The organism is Deinococcus sp. Marseille-Q6407, from assembly GCF_946848805.1.
Taxonomy (GTDB): Bacteria; Deinococcota; Deinococci; order Deinococcales; family Deinococcaceae; genus Deinococcus.
This window is the reverse complement of sequence record NZ_CAMPFU010000001.1, coordinates 217,153-234,159: the sequence shown is the minus strand read 5'-3', so window position 1 is coordinate 234,159 and position 17,007 is coordinate 217,153. Positions and strand designations below refer to the sequence as shown.

Annotated in this window: 16 protein-coding genes; 8 read left to right on the top strand and 8 right to left on the bottom strand. The window is 68.7% G+C overall.

From position 1 onward, the window contains the following. The first annotated feature begins 51 nt into the window (after positions 1 to 51). Positions 52 to 645: an RNA polymerase sigma factor gene (locus tag OCI36_RS01110; protein WP_261663229.1), complete on the top strand. Its 594-nt coding sequence runs from the start codon at positions 52 to 54 to the stop codon at positions 643 to 645. 157 nt (positions 646 to 802) lie between these two features. On the opposite strand, the gene bshC is transcribed toward OCI36_RS01110, so the two are convergent. Both bshC and OCI36_RS01100 read right to left on the bottom strand, forming a co-directional pair. Continuing rightward, the gene (gene bshC / locus OCI36_RS01105; protein WP_261663407.1) at positions 803 to 2,422 is read right to left on the bottom strand and encodes a bacillithiol biosynthesis cysteine-adding enzyme BshC; all 1,620 of its coding nucleotides are present in this window, start codon (positions 2,420 to 2,422) and stop codon (positions 803 to 805) included. Positions 2,423 to 2,566: 144 nt separating this feature from the next. Further along, positions 2,567 to 3,241 carry a Crp/Fnr family transcriptional regulator gene (locus OCI36_RS01100; protein ID WP_261663228.1) on the bottom strand — a complete coding sequence of 225 codons (675 nt, stop codon included), beginning with the start codon at positions 3,239 to 3,241 and terminating at the stop codon, positions 2,567 to 2,569. Positions 3,242 to 3,345: 104 nt separating this feature from the next. On the opposite strand from OCI36_RS01100, the gene OCI36_RS01095 reads away from it, so the two are divergent. From OCI36_RS01095 to rimO, 4 genes are all read left to right on the top strand, one after another. Further along, complete coding sequence (locus tag OCI36_RS01095; RefSeq protein WP_261663227.1) at positions 3,346 to 5,178, top strand: hypothetical protein; 1,833 nt, start codon at positions 3,346 to 3,348, stop codon at positions 5,176 to 5,178. Between the two features lie 38 nt (positions 5,179 to 5,216). Then, positions 5,217 to 5,906, top strand: a complete 690-nt coding sequence (locus tag OCI36_RS01090) for an HAD family hydrolase (RefSeq protein WP_261663226.1) — start codon at positions 5,217 to 5,219, stop codon at positions 5,904 to 5,906. Beyond that, on the top strand, positions 5,903 to 6,745 hold the full coding sequence (panB, locus tag OCI36_RS01085) for a 3-methyl-2-oxobutanoate hydroxymethyltransferase (RefSeq protein WP_261663225.1): 843 nt from the start codon (positions 5,903 to 5,905) through the stop codon (positions 6,743 to 6,745). The genes OCI36_RS01090 and panB overlap by 4 nt, the downstream gene beginning before the upstream one ends. 326 nt (positions 6,746 to 7,071) lie before the next feature. Then, positions 7,072 to 8,604 (top strand): 30S ribosomal protein S12 methylthiotransferase RimO, encoded by a 1,533-nt coding sequence (gene rimO, locus OCI36_RS01080; protein ID WP_261663224.1) that lies wholly within the window; start codon positions 7,072 to 7,074, stop codon positions 8,602 to 8,604. Positions 8,605 to 8,682: 78 nt separating this feature from the next. Here the strand turns inward: rimO and OCI36_RS01075 are convergent, their stop codons facing one another. Beyond that, complete coding sequence (locus tag OCI36_RS01075) at positions 8,683 to 9,354, bottom strand: SDR family oxidoreductase (RefSeq protein ID WP_261663223.1); 672 nt, start codon at positions 9,352 to 9,354, stop codon at positions 8,683 to 8,685. Positions 9,355 to 9,488: 134 nt separating this feature from the next. Here OCI36_RS01075 and OCI36_RS01070 point away from each other — a divergent pair, with 134 nt between their 5' ends. Then, on the top strand, positions 9,489 to 10,139 hold the full coding sequence (locus tag OCI36_RS01070) for a protein jag (RefSeq protein WP_261663222.1): 651 nt from the start codon (positions 9,489 to 9,491) through the stop codon (positions 10,137 to 10,139). A 21-nt stretch (positions 10,140 to 10,160) separates the two neighbouring features. After that, complete coding sequence (gene prmC / locus OCI36_RS01065) at positions 10,161 to 11,036, top strand: peptide chain release factor N(5)-glutamine methyltransferase (protein WP_261663221.1); 876 nt, start codon at positions 10,161 to 10,163, stop codon at positions 11,034 to 11,036. Positions 11,037 to 11,081: 45 nt separating this feature from the next. Here prmC and ribH read toward each other — a convergent pair whose 3' ends face one another. After that, entirely contained in the window at positions 11,082 to 11,543 is a 462-nt protein-coding gene (gene ribH, locus OCI36_RS01060; RefSeq protein WP_261663220.1) for a 6,7-dimethyl-8-ribityllumazine synthase, read from the bottom strand. 26 nt (positions 11,544 to 11,569) lie between these two features. Then, positions 11,570 to 12,157 (bottom strand): orotate phosphoribosyltransferase, encoded by a 588-nt coding sequence (pyrE, locus tag OCI36_RS01055; protein WP_261663219.1) that lies wholly within the window; start codon positions 12,155 to 12,157, stop codon positions 11,570 to 11,572. Between the two features lie 38 nt (positions 12,158 to 12,195). On the opposite strand from pyrE, the gene OCI36_RS01050 reads away from it, so the two are divergent. Continuing rightward, positions 12,196 to 12,927: a ribonuclease HI gene (locus OCI36_RS01050; protein WP_261663218.1), complete on the top strand. Its 732-nt coding sequence runs from the start codon at positions 12,196 to 12,198 to the stop codon at positions 12,925 to 12,927. Between the two features lie 36 nt (positions 12,928 to 12,963). On the opposite strand, the gene OCI36_RS01045 is transcribed toward OCI36_RS01050, so the two are convergent. The 3 genes from OCI36_RS01045 to OCI36_RS01035 all read right to left on the bottom strand — a co-directional run bounded on the left by OCI36_RS01045 (position 12,964) and on the right by OCI36_RS01035 (position 16,962). Then, complete coding sequence (locus OCI36_RS01045) at positions 12,964 to 14,052, bottom strand: peptidase C39 family protein (RefSeq protein WP_261663217.1); 1,089 nt, start codon at positions 14,050 to 14,052, stop codon at positions 12,964 to 12,966. 84 nt (positions 14,053 to 14,136) lie between these two features. Continuing rightward, entirely contained in the window at positions 14,137 to 15,165 is a 1,029-nt protein-coding gene (locus OCI36_RS01040) for an alpha/beta hydrolase (protein ID WP_261663216.1), read from the bottom strand. A gap of 96 nt (positions 15,166 to 15,261) precedes the next feature. Next, on the bottom strand, positions 15,262 to 16,962 hold the full coding sequence (locus OCI36_RS01035) for a long-chain fatty acid--CoA ligase (protein ID WP_261663215.1): 1,701 nt from the start codon (positions 16,960 to 16,962) through the stop codon (positions 15,262 to 15,264). Positions 16,963 to 17,007 lie beyond the last annotated feature (45 nt).

Genomic DNA, 17,007 nt, shown 5'->3' with positions numbered 1-17,007 from the left:
ACGGGAGCTCCACTCCCCGCCCAACCGCCGCATAGGTTACCCTGGACAGAGATGGACCTCCCGTCACCGCCGACCGCCGACCCGCAGGCCGATCTGATCGGGGCCGAGCAGCACGCCCTGCTGCTGGCCGGCGATGAGCAGGCCTGGTTCCAGCTGATTCAGGAGTACGAGGGCCGGATTTACGGGTATCTCTACCGGCTGGAAGGCAACAGCGACAACGCCCTGGATCTGACACAGGAGGTCTTTTACCGGGCCTGGCGGTCGTTCGGCACTTTTCAGCCGGGCCAGCGCTTCCTGCCCTGGCTGTACGCGGTGGCGCGCAACACCCAGATCGAGTCGCACCGCCGCAAGCAGCATGCCCACTTCAGCCTGGAGCAGGCCCAGGAGGACATCGGCTATGAAGTGCCCAGCGAAACGCACTCGCCGGCACGGGCGGCCGAGAGCAGCGACGCGCAGGACCGGGTGCAGCGGGCGCTGATGCAGCTGCCAGAGGACTACCGCGAGGCGGTGGTGCTGCGCTTTATGGAAGACCTGCCCTACGAGGACATCGCGCAGCTGCAGGGCGTGGCGCTGGGCACCGCCAAAAGCCGGGTGTTCCGCGCCAAGGAACAGCTGGCCGAACTGCTGCGCGACCAGGTGAACTAGAGCATTTGACAAAAAGCTGGCACGGCTTTTTGGCGAGCGAAGCGAGTGCAAAACAAAGAGCAGGACGGGTCCTTGCAAAGCTGCGGAGCAGAGAATGGAGCGGGTAGCAGTGTCCTCCCGACGCACGCGTCATTCGGAGCACTGCTCTAGCAGCAGGTCAGGGAATTTTCACCTCGGCCTGGGCGCCGGCCGGCTGGGCCAGCAAGAGGTCTAGCACCACCTCGCCGTGCTTGAGCAAAAAGGTCACGAAGCTCAGCTCGCGCTCCTGCAGGTGCCCGTGAGGCAGCAGGTGCAGCCGCAGCCGACTGAGCTGCCCGCTGCGGGTGTCTTCCTGCCGGGCCAGCGCCGCCAGCGCCCGCTGCTGCAACCGGGCAAAGTGCCGCTCGGTAGAGAGCCGGGCGCGTTCGCTGCCCCTTTCCAGAGTGGGGTCCAGCGCAGCCAGTTCGGCGCTGAGGTCCTGCCATTGCTGCGCCAGCGCGGCCAGCCGCTCCTGTGAGGCGGCGGTCAGGCCCCGGCTGGCGGCCAGCGAGCGGCCCAGAACGCCTGCCGGGTCGGCCTGCACCTCGGCGGCCGTGGCGCCCAGGCGCCCCAGCAGGCGGGCCACGTTGGGCTCCAGCCAGGTGACACTCAGCCGGGGCCACACCACCGGCTGCCGGGTGCCGTGTAACTCATAGACCCCGGTCAGCTCGGAAAGATAGGCGATTTCGCCGTCGCCCAGGATCAGGGCCAGGTTGGGCAGTAGCGTGTCCTGCACGATAGGCCGCAGGCCCGCCGCCGGCGTGATGAGGCTGGGATCACGCTCCAGCAGCGCCAGCAGTTCGGCGCGAGTGTACTCGCGGCCGCTGTCGGTGCTGAACGTCTCGCCGCTGACCCGCAGCAGCCGGCGCTGGCCGTCATCTTCTTCCAGAAAGAGGTTGGTGGCCCCGGCCGGCCGGCGCAGCTGCGGCGTCAGGCCCAGCGCCAGCAGGCGCCCGGCGGCTTCCTCAATCCGGGCCGGGCCTTCCAGCGGGCGCTCCAGCTCGCGGGCGATGGTGGGAGCCATCAGCCGGGCCAGCGCCGGGAAAAGGGGGTCCAGCAGCAGCAACCCTGCGTCGCTCAGCAGGCCGTGCATCAGCCGGGCGAACACGTCGGCCCAGCCGGGGGTGCGGCCGTCCGGCAGCGGCGCCGTGGCCCGTTCCAGCCGCGCCAAGACCGCCTGACGGTGTGGCTCCGGGGCCTCGAAGCGTTGCAGCAGCTCCCGCAGGATCTCGGTCCACTCGGCCCGCCAGGGAATCCGGCCCACCGGGCGTCCGGCCGGCAGCTCCACCACCTCGCGCCAGAGCTGTTCTTCCAGGTCCAGCAGGCTGACCCAGGCCACTTCCTCGGCGTCGTGGTCCTGGCTGGCAATCCAGAACACGCCCACCACCGGCGCGTCCTCACGGCTCAGCTCGCGGGCCAGCAGCGCGGCGTCGGCAGCCTTGTGGACCGCGTAAGCCGGGCCGGTCAGCAAGCCCGCCTGCTGCCCGGCCACCACCACCCGCGCCGCCGGGTGGGCCAGCGCGGCCAGCGCCGCCTCGGTGGCGGGGGTCAGCAAGCCCAGGCTGGCGTGGTACTCGCGCAGAGCCAGGACCAGCGCCGCCCGCTGCTGCGGGTCCAACTGGCGGCTGGCCTCTCCAGCATCCGCCCAGGCCTGCACCCAGTCCCGCGGGGTGCCCTGGGGCCACGCCTGCACGAAAAAGTCGTTCAGCTGGCCCTGGCGGTAGGCGGCGGCCACGCTCAGGCCACTCAGGTCAGGCATCGGGTCGGAAAGGGAGCCGGAGGGGGACGTAGCATCAGACACCCCAGCAGGCTAGCTCAGCCGCGAGGGGCAAGGCCCGGAAAAGAAAGACAATCACAGCGCGCCCCCGGGCCTGAGCGTCTCCCAGCCACGGACCCCGAGAGATTAGTGCAGAGGTTCGCGGGCGGCTTCCAGCAGGCCCTCGCGGTCGGTCAGGACAATCCGGCGGTAGCCCAGGTCCAGCAGGCCACGGTTACGAAACTCGCCCAGCAGCTTGGTGATGGTTTCGCGGGTGCTGCCCACGATATGGGCCAGTTCCTGATGCGAGAGCCGGTCTTGCAGGGCAAACGGCTGCCCACCGTCCCAGTGGCCCTGGCGCTCGGCAAAGTCCAGCAGGGTGCGGGCCAGCCGCTGCGAAACCTCATGAAACACCAGCCCGGCCAGGCGGTCTTGCAGCGCGGCGGTCTGCCCCACCAGCTGCTCGGTGATCGCCTGCGCCAGCTCGGGCGACTCGCGCATCAGCCGCTCCAGAGTTTCACGGCTGAACATCAGGGCTTCGGTGTCGTCGGCGCACTCGGCGTAGCTGCCATACAGCTCGCCGGGACGCAGGGCCTGCACACCCACCAGCTCGCCTTCGAGATGCACCACCAGCGTCACCTCGCGGGCGCCGCCGCCCAGGCTGTAAAGCCGCACGCTGCCGCGGGTCAGCAAGTACAGGATTTCGGCCGGGTCTTCGGGGTGAAACAGCAAAGCGCCCCGGCCCCAGCGCCCGGTGCGGGCCACCGCTCGCAATTGGTCGAGGGCCTGTGGGGGCAGGGCCGCGAATGCACCAAGCGTCATGGTTCACAGTTTGCCATAGAGCCGGCCGACTTGCGACCTCATTCACATTGTGTGCCGCTGCGCCTTCATCCGCCACAAAGAAGCCCGGGTTACACTGGCCCGCGATGCAGCGCCCCACCGCTTTCCGCCGGCTTTCCGCTCCCCTGCTGGCCCTGTCCCTGACCGCCCTGGCTGCCGGCGCCCAGGCCCGCCCGCTGAGCGTGGGCGGCACCGTGCAGAGCGAGGCGCTGGACAGCCGCCTGCTCAGCAGCGGCGGCGAGGCGCTGGCGGTGTGGACCCTGCCGCGGTTAGGCGTGGCCGTCCGCAACGACCCGCAGGACCTGCGGCTGCGCTTCGCCGGCCGTGAGCTGCACTGGTCGCCGGCCCAGGGCTGGCAAGGCACCGGCCTGACCCCGCCTCCCGGATTGCCGGCCCCCGAGCGGGTGGGCCAGAGCCTCTACGTGAGCCTGGATGCCCTACGGGCGCTGGGGCTGCCCCTGTCGGTCACGCCGCAGGCCATCGAGGTGCCGGCGCCCAGCAGCGTGCCGGCCGGGACCCTGCCGCCCAGCGGCGCGGCGCCCCTTCCTCCAGCAACGGCGCCGTCAGCGCCGGCCGCCTTGCCCTCCTCCCCCGCCCCGGCCGGCCGCGTGACCCACCAGCTTCAGAACGTACGCCACAGCAGCACCAGACAACGCACGCTGGAAGTTCAGCGCACTGTGCTGGAATTCGGGGGCAGCGGCGAGGTCTTTTACCGGGTGCAGCCGGCAGCTGATGATGGCGTGACGCTCTCACTGCCCTATGTCCAGGCAGCGCCCCGCTCCGACACGCTCGGCGGCGGCACGTCGCTGCAGGTGGCCCCCGAAGGCAGCGGCAGCCGGATAGAACTGCACACCGGCGGCGGGCAGACCCGCATCTTCCAGCTGCAGAACCCGCCGCGCATCGTGCTGGATACGGTGGTGTACAGCGACCGCAGTCAGACCCCGCCGGTGGCGGCCGCTCTTTTGCCGGCTGGCGTGCGCTACCAGCAGCTGGGCGGCCTCAGCCTGCTCAGCTTTGACCCGGCCCGCTACCGGCCGCGGGTGGTCAGTGCGCCGTGGGGCGAGCGAGCCGGTCTGGCGCAGCTGGTGCGCTCGGCCGGCGGCGTGGCCGGGATCAACGGCGGCTACTTCGACATGAAGACCGGCAAGCCGGTGGACCTGGTGGCGCAGAGCGGCGTGATGCGAATCGGCAGCCTGCAAAAAAGGGCCACCCTGGGCTTCAGCACGGCCGGCGAGGTGCTGCTGGGCTACCCCGCGCCACGCTACGTGGTCGAGGCCGGCGGGCAGCAGCTGCTGGTCAACCAGATGACCCCTTCGCCCCGCCCGGATCTGCTGACCGCCTGGGCCGGTGACGGCCGCCTGGTAGGCGCAGACGGCCTGGTGACGCTGGAAGTCGCGCAGGACCCTGCCAAAGCAGGCCGGGTGCTCTCGGCCCGCAGCGGGCAGGTGAAGACCACACCGGGCCGCCTGAGCCTGACCTTCGACCCGGCCCGCTTTCCGGCGCTGCCCCGCGCAGCCGGCGCCCCGCTGACCGTGCGGCTGGAATGGAACGCCAGCGACGCTCCCTGGCCCAGCGCCCGCGACGCCCTGAGCGCCGGGCCACTGCTGCTGCGCGGCGGGCAGGACGTTCTTGACCCCCGGCGCGAAGGCTTCGACACCTCAGGCAGCATCTGGCGGCCCACCCACCAGACCGCTTTCGGGTTGCTGAACGGCTGGCCCACTTTCGCCTACTTGCAGTACGGCTCGCCCGAGCAGATGCTGGCGGCGCTGCGCTCGGCGGGCCTGAGCGACGCTGTGCGGATGGACAGCGGCAGCTCCAGCGCGGTGTACCTGACCGGCGGCTACGCCGACCTGGGCGGCTACCTCAACCCGGGGTGGAGCCGTGACATTCCCAACGCCGTGGTGATGGTGCCGCGCTGAGAGGGCGGCGCGGGGGCCGCCACCCCTAGACTGACCGCATGACCCCGCCCGACCCGCTTGCAGTTCAGTCCACCGGCATTCAGGCCCTGCTGTTCGATTTCGACGGCACCATCATGGACACCGAAACCACCGAATTTCGCCACTGGCAGCGCTTTTATGCGTCGCACGGGCTGGAATTGCTGCTCAGCGACTGGCAGCGCGGCATCGGCACCCAGGGCGCCTACGACCCCTGGGCCGGGCTGCCGCAGCCGGTGCAGGCCGACCGGGAGCGGCTGGAAGCGGAACTGCACCGGGGCATGCTGGACGACCTGGGGCGCCAGGGCCTGCGCGAAGGCGTGGTCACGCTGCTGGACGAGGCCCAGGCGGCCGGCCTGCGGCTGGCGCTGGTCACCAGTTCGGGCCGTGCCTGGGTCACCGACTGGCTGACCCGCCACGGCCTGCTGGACCGCTTCGAGACGCTGTGTACCCGTGACGACGTGGCCCGTGTCAAGCCCGACCCGGAACTGTATCGCCTGGCCGCGGCGCACCTGGGCCTGCCGGCAGAAGCCTGCCTGGCGGTGGAAGACAGCCTCAACGGGGCCAGCGCGGCCGTCGCCGCCGGCGTGCCGGTGGTGGTGGTGCCCAACGAGGTCACCGCCTCGCAGCCGTTTCCGCCGGGGTGGCCGCGCCTGGAAGGGTTTGGCGGCGGCCTGCAGGGTCTGCTGGCGATGCTACCTTCAGACTTATGACCGACGCGCCTGCCCGCAAGAAACTGAGCCTGCCGCAACTGATTCAGCCCAAAGCCCCGCTGGTGATGGTCACCGCTTACGACCACGCCCAGGCCCGGCACGCCGAGGCGGCCGGAGTGGACCTGATTCTGGTGGGCGACTCGCTGGGCAACGTGGTGCTGGGTTACGAGTCCACCGCGCAGGTCACGCTGGGCGACATGCTGCACCACGCCCGCGCCGTGCGCCGGGGCGCGCCGAATACCTTCATGGTGGTAGACCTGCCGTTCGGCACCTATCAGCTGGGGCCACAAGCCGCGTTGCAGGCGGCTGTGCAACTGGTGCAGGAAGCCGGCGCCGACGCGGTGAAACTGGAGGGTGCCGCGCCCAACGAGCTGGAGTGCGTGCGCCGCATCAGCGCCGCCGGCATTCCGGTGATGGGGCATGTGGGCCTGCTGCCGCAGACCGCCGTGGCCCAGGGGGGCCTGCGGGTGCAGGGCAAGGACGAAACCTCGGCGCGGCGGGCGCTGGAAGGTGCGCTGGCGCTGGAAGAGGCCGGCGCCTTCAGCGCGGTGCTGGAAGCCATCCCCGCCGCGCTGGCCGCGCTGATCACGGCGCGCACGCAGATTCCCACCATCGGCATCGGGGCGGGGCCGCAGTGTGACGGTCAGGTGCTGGTCTATCACGATGTCCTGGGCGTCTACGAGGGGCCAGTCATGAAAATGGTGCGCCGCTACGCCGAGGTGGGCCAGCTCAGCCGCGAGGGCCTCAGCAGTTACGCCGCCGACGTGCGGGCACGGCAGTTCCCGGCTCCCGAGAACAGCTTCGGCATCGCTGACGAGGTGCTGGAGCGGCTGTACTGACCAAGCAGTGTTTCGCCATTGCCCTGCATAGCCTTGACGAATCCTGCATACCAAGCTAGAGTATTGGAATAACCGCTCCTCGTGAGCGGGTTTTTTATTGTCGGCTGGCCCTGGCCTACAGGTACGCGGCGCGGCTGCCCTGGCCTGAAGCAGCGAAGGCTGGCCCACCGTCCCGCGCGGAGCCATGCCGTACACTGCCGGGTTGATTGCCCCCACCGCTCCACCTCGGGGCCTTTCCATTCCCTCTCTTCTGCTGACCATGCGCCCTTTCTGGGAAAAACAGAAACCAAGAACCGTCACAAGGACACAAGGAGACGTTGCCTGCCATGACCCAACCCGTGACCTCACCGCCTGCCCCGCCCACCGCCGCGCCCGCCCCCCGGGTGGGCTTCATCTCGCTGGGCTGTCCCAAAGCCCTGGTGGACAGCGAACGCATCCTGACCCAGCTGCGCGCCGAGGGCTACGAGGTGGCCCCCAGCTACGAGGACGCTCAGGCCGTGATTGTGAACACCTGCGGCTTTATCACTCCGGCCATCGAGGAATCACTCTCGGCCATCGGGGAGGCGCTGGACGCCACCGGCAAGGTCATCGTGACAGGCTGCCTGGGCGAGCGCCCCGAGAAGATCATGGAGCGTCACCCCAAGGTGTCGGCCATCACCGGCTCGGAGGCGGTGGACGACGTGATGGGCTACGTGCGCGAGCTGCTGCCGGTGGACCAGAGCGCCTTTACCGGCCTGCTGCCGGTGGCGGCACCAGGCATGCGGGCCGGGGCCGCCCTGCCAGCGGCGCAGCCCCTCCAGCCGGTTATCGAGCGCGAAGACACCCGTCACGGCGACGTGTTCGCCCCCGAGGTGCGCCTGACCCCGCGCCACTACGCCTACGTGAAGGTTGCCGAAGGCTGCAACCACACCTGTGCCTTTTGCATTATTCCCAAGCTGCGCGGCCTGCAGGTGTCGCGCGACGCCGGCGCGGTGCTGTACGAGGCCTACCGGCTGGTGGCCGGCGGCACCAAGGAACTGGTGGTCATCGCGCAGGACACCAGCGCCTATGGAGTGGACATCCGCCACCGTGAAAGCGAGTTTCAGGGCGAGCAGGTCCGCGCCCACCTGACCGACCTGGCCGAGAAATTGGGTGAACTGGGCGCCTGGGTGCGGATGCACTACGTCTACCCCTACCCACACGTGGACCGCATCGTGGAGCTGATGGCCCAGGGCAAGATTCTGCCGTACCTGGACGTGCCGCTGCAGCACGCTTCGCCCAAGGTTCTGCGGGCGATGCGCCGCCCCGGCGCCGGCAAACAGCTGGACACCATTCGCCGCTGGCGCGAGATCTGCCCCGAGCTGACCATCCGCTCCACTTTTATCGTGGGTTTCCCCGGCGAAACCGAGGAAGACTTTCAGCAGCTGCTGGATTTCCTGGAAGACGCGCAGTTAGACCGGGTGGGCGCCTTTACCTATTCCGAGGTGCCCGAAGCCGACGCCAACGCCCTGCCGGGCGCGGTGCCCGAAGCGGTCAAGGAAGAGCGGCTGGCCCGCTTCATGGAAGTGGCGCAGCGCATCAGCTCGGGGCGACTGGCCCAGAAGGTGGGCCGGGTGATGGACGTGATCATCGACGAGTACAACGACAACGAGGACGACGCTCCCGGCACCCGCCTGATTGGCCGTACCAAGGGTGACGCCCCCGGCATTGACGGGCAAGTGTACCTTTACGCCGGCGAGTTTGCCGGGCAGATCAAGGTGGGCGACATCGTCCGCGCCCGGATCGAGGACAGCGACGAATACGACCTGTTCGGTGAAGTGGTCGAGCGGCCCGAGTGGAAACCCAACGTGCCGCAGCTGGGGCACTTCGGCGGGCACTGAGCTCTCGCGGGTACTGGAGACGAAAACAACCACGGGGCGGCCCGTGGTTGATATTCGCTCTGCTCGCAGGAGCGATATTTACTTCTGCGGGTAAATCTTCAGCTCGGTGATGTGGGCGCGGGCGGGGCGGGTCAGGGCGTGTGCCACCGACTTGGCCAGGCCACGCGGGTCAATCAGTTCTTCCCACTCGTAGCCGGCCTCGCGCAGTTCCAGAGTGTCGATCGGGCCCATCGGGTGAATCACGCAGCCCAGAATGCCGCGTTCTTTCAGTTCGCTGTGCAGGCTATGAACATAGCTGGACATGGCGGCGCGGCTGGCCTGATAGAGCGCCGCTCCCTCGCTGCGCGACTCACGCGGCGCACTCACTGCCACGATCACGCCGTCTTCCTGGTCCAGCATATGCGGCAGCGCGCCCTGAATGGCGTGAAAGAGACTGCGCATGTTGGCGGTAAACAGACGGTCGTAGTCGCCGGTGGCAGCGTCCAGGGCCGGCTGGGGGCTGAACATCCCTTCCGTATGCACCAGGGCGTCGACCTCCACGGTGCGCAGCTGCTCCACGCTGGCGGCGTCTCCCAGGTCCAGGTCGAACACTTCGGTGGAAGGAAAGCGGTCGGCCGCGCGGGCGAGGTCCTCACCCTGCCCGACCAGCACCAGCTGAGCGCCGGCGTCTTCCAGTTCCTGCGCGATGGCGGTGGCCAGCGGACTGCCCGCGCCGGTAAGCATGATGGTCGAAGAACTGAGGTTTGCCATGCCTTTTAGGGTAGCGCCTGGGCCGAAGATGCAGGGCGCGGGGGCAAGGTTTGCTCAATACGCTCCGGTGCTGGCCCCAGCACGCCTATCCACACCGGGAAAGCGCTGCAGGCCCGATGCACTAGACTGCGGCCATGCATGACCCCCGGAACCTCGACGATTATCTGGCGGGGTTGGGTATCAGTGACGCTGACGACGACACCCCCTCGCCCAACCCCCTGTCCACTCCTGCAGCGCCGGCCGCGCTTTCCTCTGGCCCCGGCAGCTTTGCCGGCCAGAGCGCGCCGGCCCCGGCAGCCAGCGAGGGCGCCGCAGCCGGCGGCCAGGACCCCCAGGCAGCGCTGGAACACTTCCTGCGGGGCGTGGCCCGCCGCTTTGACCCCGGCCTGACGGTGCGGGTCACCCGCGACGGTGACCACCTGGAAGGCGAGATCAGCGGCGAGAACGTGGGCCGGCTGATCGGCCGTGAGGGCCACGTGATCGAGGCGCTGGATACCCTGGCTTACGCCGCCGTCGCCAAACATATGCCCGAAGGCGAACACCTGCGGGTAAGGGTGGACGTGGGCGGCTACCGCAGCCGGCACTTTCAGATGCTGCAGCAGATTGCCGCGCGGGTGGCCGAAAGTGTGGCCAGCAGCGGCGAGAGCCACAGCTTTCAGCCTATGAACGCCGCCGACCGCCGGGTTATTCATATGACGCTCAAGGACAACCCCCACGTGGTGACCCAGTCCACCGGCGAGGGCAACAGCCGGCGCCTGATCGTCAAGCCGGCGCCAGTCCGCTGACTTACGCTTCAGGCCAAGGCTGTGACGAACCGCTCTACTGACCTGCCCGCCCTACCCACCCTGCGCGACTGGGAGCTTCAGGCCGCCGCGCAGCTGGAAGCGGCGGGCCTGCCCTCGCCGCGCAGCGATGCGGCCGCCCTGCTGGAATATGGGCTGGGCCTCAGCCGCACCGGCCGGCTGCTGCACCAGAGTGACCGGCTGGACATGGATGGGCTGGCCCGGCTGGACGCGCTGCTGGCCCGCCGGCTGAGGCGCGAACCGCTGCAGTACCTGCTGGGCCCACTGGAGTGGGGCGGGGTCCAGCTGCACTGTGACGCCCGCGCCCTGGTGTCCCGGCCCGAAACCGAGTGGCTGCTGCACCTGGCCCTGAGTGACCCGGCGGTGCCGGCAGCGGCGCGGGTCGCCGATATAGGCACCGGCAGCGGCGCCCTGGCGCTGGGCTGGAAAGCGGCCCGGCCGGGCAGCCGGGTCACAGCGGTGGACCTCAGCACGGACGCTCTGGCGCTGGCTGCCGAGAACGCCGCGCTGAATGGGCTGGAAATTCAGCTGCTGCACGGCGACCTGCTGGCCCCGTTGGCCGGACAGCCGCCAGCCGACCTGATTCTGAGCAACCCTCCCTACCTGCCCGACAGCGACGCCGGCACCCTGGCCCCGGAAGTGGACCATGACCCGGCGCTGGCACTTTATGGCGGCCCCGATGGACTGACGCTGGCGCGACGGCTGGCGGCGCAGGCCTCCTCAGCTCTGGCCCCCAGCGGAGTGCTGTGGCTGGAGCTGGATCCCCGCAACGCGGCCGCCTTCGCAGCCGAACTGACGGCCCAGGGCTGGCAAGCACAAGTTCATCCCGACCTCACCGGGCGGGAGCGGTTCGTCAGGGCTGTACGAACAGCGGGCTAGAGGCCGGGAGCCTGCTTTATCCCCAGCATCCGGCCTATCCAGCTCTCAGATCTGGCGCAGCAGGTTGACGGTTTCCACCATCGCCAGCACCGCTTCGGCGCCCTTGTTGCCGGCCTTGATGCCGGCGCGGTTCATGGCCTGTTCCACCGTATCGGTGGTCAGCACGCCGAAAGCCACCGGCACGCCGGTGTGCAGGCTGGTGTTCAGGATGCCATTGGCCGCGCCGCCTGCCACGAAATCGTAGTGGTCGGTGTCGCCCTTGATGACGGCGCCCAAGCAGACCACGGCGTCATAGCGGCCACTTTCGGCCAGTTTGCGGGCCACCAGCGGCACCTCGTAGGAGCCGGGCACCAGGTAGTGGTCCAGGTCATCACTATTGCCGCCGTGCTGCACAAAGGCCAGCTCGGCCCCTTCCACCAGCCGGTCCACGATGAAATGGTTCCAGCGGGTGCTGACGACGGCAAACTTCAGGCCCTGGGCAATCAGGTTGGCTTCGATGCGTTTCATGGCCCACATTCTAGTGGGCGCTGCCCTCAAATCTCCTGTAGCGGCAGCGCGGCCAGCCAGTCCGGCACCTCGTCGGGGGCGTAGGTGTCGAAATGAATCCGGGAGAGCGCCACCAGCGGGTAGCCGTTCAGCTCCTGGGGATCACTGTCCGGGCTGCGGCGGTCGATGATGCAGGCGATGGCCGCGCAGCGCCCGCCCGCCGCTTCGGCGGCCCGCACGGCTTTCATCACGCTGCCGCCGGTGGTCAGCACGTCCTCGATGGCGATAAAAGGTTCGTCCTCGGCCAGGCTGAAGGCTTCGCGAATCTTCATGCCGCCCTGGCCGTCTTTCTCGGCAAAAATGGAGCGGATGCCCAGGGCCCGCGCCACCTCGTAGGCCGGCACCACCCCGCCCATCGCCGGGCCGACGGTCAGCGCCGCTTCGATTCCGCGCTCACGCAGCCGGGCAGCCAGGCCTTCTGCCAGCTGCGCGGTGTACTGGGGGTACTGGGTTAGCGTGGTGCTCTGGAGAAACTTGGGCGAGTGCCGGCCCGAGGCGAGCAGAAAATGGCCTTCATGAAAAGCCCCGGCTTCGCGGTACAGAGCCAGGACGTCGGGTTCACCGCTTTTGGTCATGGGGCCAGTATGTCATTCTGCGGCGGGAGGTACGCAGCTTGAATCACGCCTACGTGGACGCCAGCTGGCGCGAGGACGCCGCCGGGCACGGTCAGGGCGGCTGGGGCCTGGTGCTGCTGGACGGCGGCGAACTGCCCCGGCGAATCGGCGGCCAGTTTGAAGCCCCCGACAACAACAACGCCGAGATGCGGGCCGTGCTGGAAGCAGTGCGCAGCGCGCCGGCCGGCCAGCCGCTCAGCATCTATTCCGACAACTGGGCCGTGCTGAACGCGATTGGCAAGGGCAAAGGCCCAGCGACCCTCTGGCCGCTGCGCGACGAGGTGCTGGAGCTGGCCCTGAACAGGGGCATTGCCCTGCAGGTGTCGTATGTACCGCGCACCCGCCGGCATATGCGCTCGGCGCACGACCTGGCGAACGCGGCGCGGCTGGGCCAGCATACCGGGCCGCTGGCCGGGCGGCACGCCGAGGTGAGCCTGGAACTGCGCGAGGGTGGCCAGCAAGCCCGCATTCTGCTGCGCCGCAGCGGCGAGCGGGTCAGCGCCGAGGTGCCGCTCGACCCACTGGACCCGCTGCCGCCTTCGGCCCAGGCGCTGCTGGCTGCCGCCGCGCTGGCCCGGGACGGCGAAACCCTGCGAGTGCGCCGGGCCTCCAAACTGGCCCGCGCCCTGTGGGACAATCCCCTGCGCTCGCTGCTGCCAGCCGCCCAGGCCCGGCTGCTGGCCGCCCGCGCTCAGGCGGATGCGGCGGGGGTGGCGGTGGAGTTCGAATAAGCGGGGGTTGGGTAGAGGCGTTTAGAAAAAGGGCGCTCAGCCCCGCTTTTCAATCACGTAACTCAGCCCGCCGCTGTGCCCCAGCCAGAGCCGCTCGAACTGGGCGCGCGGGTAGGAGCGGCGCACGGCGGCGTTGCTGGGCGCGGCCGGGTCGTTCAGCACCGGGTTGCCCTGGGCATCGAAGCCCACCAGCACCATCAGGTGCCCGCTGCTGGTGGGAATGGGCGCACCGCTCAGTTCGCCGCGGCCCCAGCCCAGGCTGACGGCCAGCGGCTGCCCCCGGGCAATAAATTCCTCGGCGGCGGCCAGGCTGGGCAGGCGGGTGATATAGGCGCGGTAGCCGAGTTCGCCGGCGTAGGCAGCATTGAAAGCCCAGTTGCCGGTGCCGTCGTACACGCGGTCATAGGTACCCTTGGCGGCCTCCGGCACCGAAATGCTGGTGCCCAGATAGGCCAGAATCATGGACACCGAAGTGGGACTGCACCACACCTCTCCCCCGTCCGGATACAACATCTGCGAGCGCTGCGGCACGTCAATCACCCGGTTCCACAGCGCCGGGTTGCCGGCCTGTTGCCCCAGCCGGGGGCGCTGAGCACGGTCGGTGGTATTCAGCGCCACCAGCCGGGCGCGGGTGCCTTCTCCAACCAGCGACAGATGGTACTGCACGGCCGTCGCCTTGCCTTTCAGGCGCAGCACATCGGTCAGCACTTCGCCGTGGGCGTCTTTCTGGGCTTTCAGCGAGTAACGGTCCCCGCTGCGGCTCCAGCGTCCGAACGAATACCAGTCGGTCCAGCCGGACGCCAGCCGGGCACGGACCTTCAGCACCGCGTAGCCGCCCTTGCCGGTCTGCACGTTCCAGCTGGGCACCAGTTCATCGAAAGGGGCCAGCGGGATTTCAGGGCTGGTGTACATGCCGCGTTCGCCCTCGGTGACCAGGGCGTCGCCCTCGGGGCGCAGAGAATTGAGGGTGCCGGCCTGCCAGTCGCTGGCGGTCTGGTGCAGCACCGTCTGACCGGCAGTGCGGGCCTGGGCGCCCGTATAAGTGATCACTTCCGCCTGCGCGGTGGGAAGGGCCAGCCCCAGCGCAAGGCCGAGCAGCAGGAGTCCGGAGGCCAAAGGTCGCATAACGTTCAGTGTGCCAGCCGGCCGCCCAGGGTTGATGAGGACTTCACGCGGCACTCATGTCCAGCGGCCTGGACAGCCTCCCAATCAGTGGCCCAGCTGATACAGCAGCGCCTCGGCCAGCGCCCGGTGCCAGGTGACCCAGTTGTGCCCGCCGGGTGCCTCGCGGTACTGGTGCTCAACCCCGCCGTCTTTCAGTGCGGCGGCCATGCGGCGGTTAGGCGCGGTCAGCCACTCCAGCAGCCCGGCATCCAGGCTGACTTGCAGGTGCCGGGGCGGCGCAGCCTGAATCTGTTCCAGCAACCATTCGCCGGCGTGCAGCACGTCTGGCCGGCCGGCCGGTGTACGCGCTCCCGGCCGGGCGATAAAAGCCCCGCTGTGGCTGACCACCCGGCTGAACAGCTCCGGGTGCCGGCTGCCCAGATACAGCGAAATCAGCCCGCCCAGGCTGGCGCCCCACAGGCCGCGTTCGCTGGCTCGCAGCGGCTGGCCCGCACTCCAGTCGGCCAGGTGGCCTTCTATCCGGGGTATGACTTCTTCCTGCAGAAACGGCAAATAATCGTCGTTGAGGTAATACTCGGTATTGCGGTCGTGCGGCTCTATAAAGACGAACGCGGCGGGGCGGGCCTGTCCGGCCGCCACCGCCCGCTCCATCAGCTCGGCCAGCCGCCCGATGCGGTAAAAGGCCACGCCGTCCTGCACGTAGTACACCGGCAGCGTCTGCCCCGGCTGGTGGCCCTTGGGCAGATACAGGGTCAGCCGCCGCCGCCCCGGAAAGATGCCCCCGTCCCAGGCCAGGCGGTGAACCGTGCCGGCCTCCGGCGCCGGCCCCGCCCAGAGGGGATGCTCGGGCCACTCGCCCACCTGCACGGCGCGGGCGGTTCTGAACCAGGGGTTTACAGTCGGTAGGCCCTCGGGGTCGGCAAAATCGTGGCCGTCGGCGTCCAGCCAAGCGAATTCCAGCCAGGCACCGCGCGGCACCGTCAGGGTCAGTGGCTGCCCCGGCTGCACCGCTATGGCCGGGCGGCGGTCCCAGTCGGTGGGGTCACCCATCAGGGCGGCAGCTCCGGCCGGAGGAATCAGCGTGACTTGTCGGCCATCAACTCGGACAGGCATAGCCCGATTGTAAAAGGCCCGGCAGCACGAAAAAGGGACGCGGCCTCAACCTGCGCCACGCCCCATCTGCTCCCATCTCAGGCTGCCGGAATCACTTCAGTTCCCGAAACCGCCATACTCGTCGCGCAGTTCACGCTTGAGCACCTTGCCGGTGGCACCCAGCGGCAGCTGCTCGATAAACACGGTGTCATCGGGCAGCCACCACTTGGGAAAGCGCTCCTGAATAAACTCGTTCAGCTCGGCGTGGGTGGCCTGCATGCCGGGCTTGAGCTGTACCAGCGACAGCGGCCGCTCGTCCCACTTGGGGTCGAAGCGGGCGATCACGGCGGCCAGCGCCACCGCGGGGTGGCCCATCAGCGCATTTTCCAGCTCCACCGAGGAAATCCACTCGCCGCCCGACTTGACCAGGTCCTTGGCGCGGTCCTGAATGGTCATGTAGCCCTTAGGGTCAATGGTGGAGATGTCGCCGGTGTCGAACCAGCGCTTGCCGCCAAATTCCACGAACGAGCCCTGCCCCACGCCGCCGTGGTAGGACTCGGTAATCCAGGGACCACGAATCAGCAACCGGCCCATGGTCTTGCCGTCGTGCGGAATCTGCTCGCCTTCTTCCGAAAGCAGCATCAGGTCCACCAACGGCACTGCCCGGCCCTGGGTGGCACGCAGTGCATAGGCTTCATTGCTGCGGGGGTCCAGGCCGGGGGGCATGTTACTGGCGGTGCCCAGCGGATGTGTTTCGGTCATGCCCCAGGCGTGAATAATGTTCAGGTTGTGCCGCTCCTGGAAAGCGCGAATCATGCTTTCGGGTGCGGCCGCACCGCCCACAATCACGCGCTCCTGCGGGCTGAGGTCGTAGGGCTCACCAGCTTCCTTAGCGCGGTCCAGCTCGGCCAGCAGACCCAGCCAGATGGTGGGCACGCCGGCCGTGGCGGTCACTTTCTCGTCTTCCATCAGCCGAGCCAGGTTGGGACCGTCGTTAAACGCGCCCGAGTACACCTGCGAAGCCCCGAACATGGCCGCCGCGTAGGGAATGCCCCAGGCGTTCACGTGGAACATCGGCACCACCGGCATGATGCGGTCGCGCTCGGACATGTTCAGGCCGTCCTTGCTGGCAATACCAAAGCTGTGCAGCACGGTGGAGCGGTGGGTGTACACCACGCCCTTGGGCTGCCCGGTGGTGCCGGAGGTGTAGCACATGCCGGCGGCCTCGCGCTCGTCCAGGTCCGGGTAGCTGGCAATCGGCTCCTGGTTCATGACCCAGCTGTCGTAGTCCTGCACCTTGGGGTGCCCCCCGGCCGGCTGCGGCAGCGGACCCATCACCAGCACGATTTCCAGCTGTGGGCAGTGTTCCAGCAGAGCAGGAATCATCGCCGCAAACAGGTTCTCAATCATCAGCACCCGGCTGCCAGCGTCGTTCAAAATCCAGGCAATCTGCTGTGGGTGCAGGCGGATGTTGACGGTGTGCAGCACAAAGCCGCCGCTGGGTACGCCCAGGTAAGCTTCCAGGTGCCGGAAGGAATTGACACCCAGGGTGGCGACCCGGTCGCCGCGGCCCAGGCCCAGCGCGGTCAGGCCACCGGCCAGCCGGCGCGCCCGGTCGGTCACCTCGCCGTAAGTGGTGCGGTGGACTTTGGGGATAGGGTTCCCGCGCTCATCTTTTCCGGCGGCCACCAGACTGACCACCTCACGCTCCGGAAAATAGGTCCGGGCACGTTCAAGAATGGCGGGGATGGTCAGCTGAACATCCATCATGGTGCCCTGAATAGAGCTGGCAAACGGTTCAGTCGGTGTGGCGGTCATGCGTGCCCTCCTTAGAAAAGACGGATTGTGAAGAGGGCTTAACTA

Excerpts from the sequence above, each read along its gene's own strand:
- OCI36_RS01110 (WP_261663229.1), top strand. The coding sequence starts at position 52 with ATGGACCTCCCGTCACCGCCGACCGCCGACCCGCAGGCCGATCTGATC.
- bshC (WP_261663407.1), bottom strand. The coding sequence starts at position 2,422 with ATGCCTGACCTGAGTGGCCTGAGCGTGGCCGCCGCCTACCGCCAGGGC.
- OCI36_RS01100 (WP_261663228.1), bottom strand. The coding sequence starts at position 3,241 with ATGACGCTTGGTGCATTCGCGGCCCTGCCCCCACAGGCCCTCGACCAA.
- OCI36_RS01095 (WP_261663227.1), top strand. The coding sequence starts at position 3,346 with ATGCAGCGCCCCACCGCTTTCCGCCGGCTTTCCGCTCCCCTGCTGGCC.
- OCI36_RS01090 (WP_261663226.1), top strand. The coding sequence starts at position 5,217 with ATGACCCCGCCCGACCCGCTTGCAGTTCAGTCCACCGGCATTCAGGCC.
- panB (WP_261663225.1), top strand. The coding sequence starts at position 5,903 with ATGACCGACGCGCCTGCCCGCAAGAAACTGAGCCTGCCGCAACTGATT.
- rimO (WP_261663224.1), top strand. The coding sequence starts at position 7,072 with ATGACCCAACCCGTGACCTCACCGCCTGCCCCGCCCACCGCCGCGCCC.
- OCI36_RS01075 (WP_261663223.1), bottom strand. The coding sequence starts at position 9,354 with ATGGCAAACCTCAGTTCTTCGACCATCATGCTTACCGGCGCGGGCAGT.
- OCI36_RS01070 (WP_261663222.1), top strand. The coding sequence starts at position 9,489 with ATGCATGACCCCCGGAACCTCGACGATTATCTGGCGGGGTTGGGTATC.
- ribH (WP_261663220.1), bottom strand. The coding sequence starts at position 11,543 with ATGAAACGCATCGAAGCCAACCTGATTGCCCAGGGCCTGAAGTTTGCC.
- pyrE (WP_261663219.1), bottom strand. The coding sequence starts at position 12,157 with ATGACCAAAAGCGGTGAACCCGACGTCCTGGCTCTGTACCGCGAAGCC.
- OCI36_RS01045 (WP_261663217.1), bottom strand. The coding sequence starts at position 14,052 with ATGCGACCTTTGGCCTCCGGACTCCTGCTGCTCGGCCTTGCGCTGGGG.
- OCI36_RS01040 (WP_261663216.1), bottom strand. The coding sequence starts at position 15,165 with ATGCCTGTCCGAGTTGATGGCCGACAAGTCACGCTGATTCCTCCGGCC.
- OCI36_RS01035 (WP_261663215.1), bottom strand. The coding sequence starts at position 16,962 with ATGACCGCCACACCGACTGAACCGTTTGCCAGCTCTATTCAGGGCACC.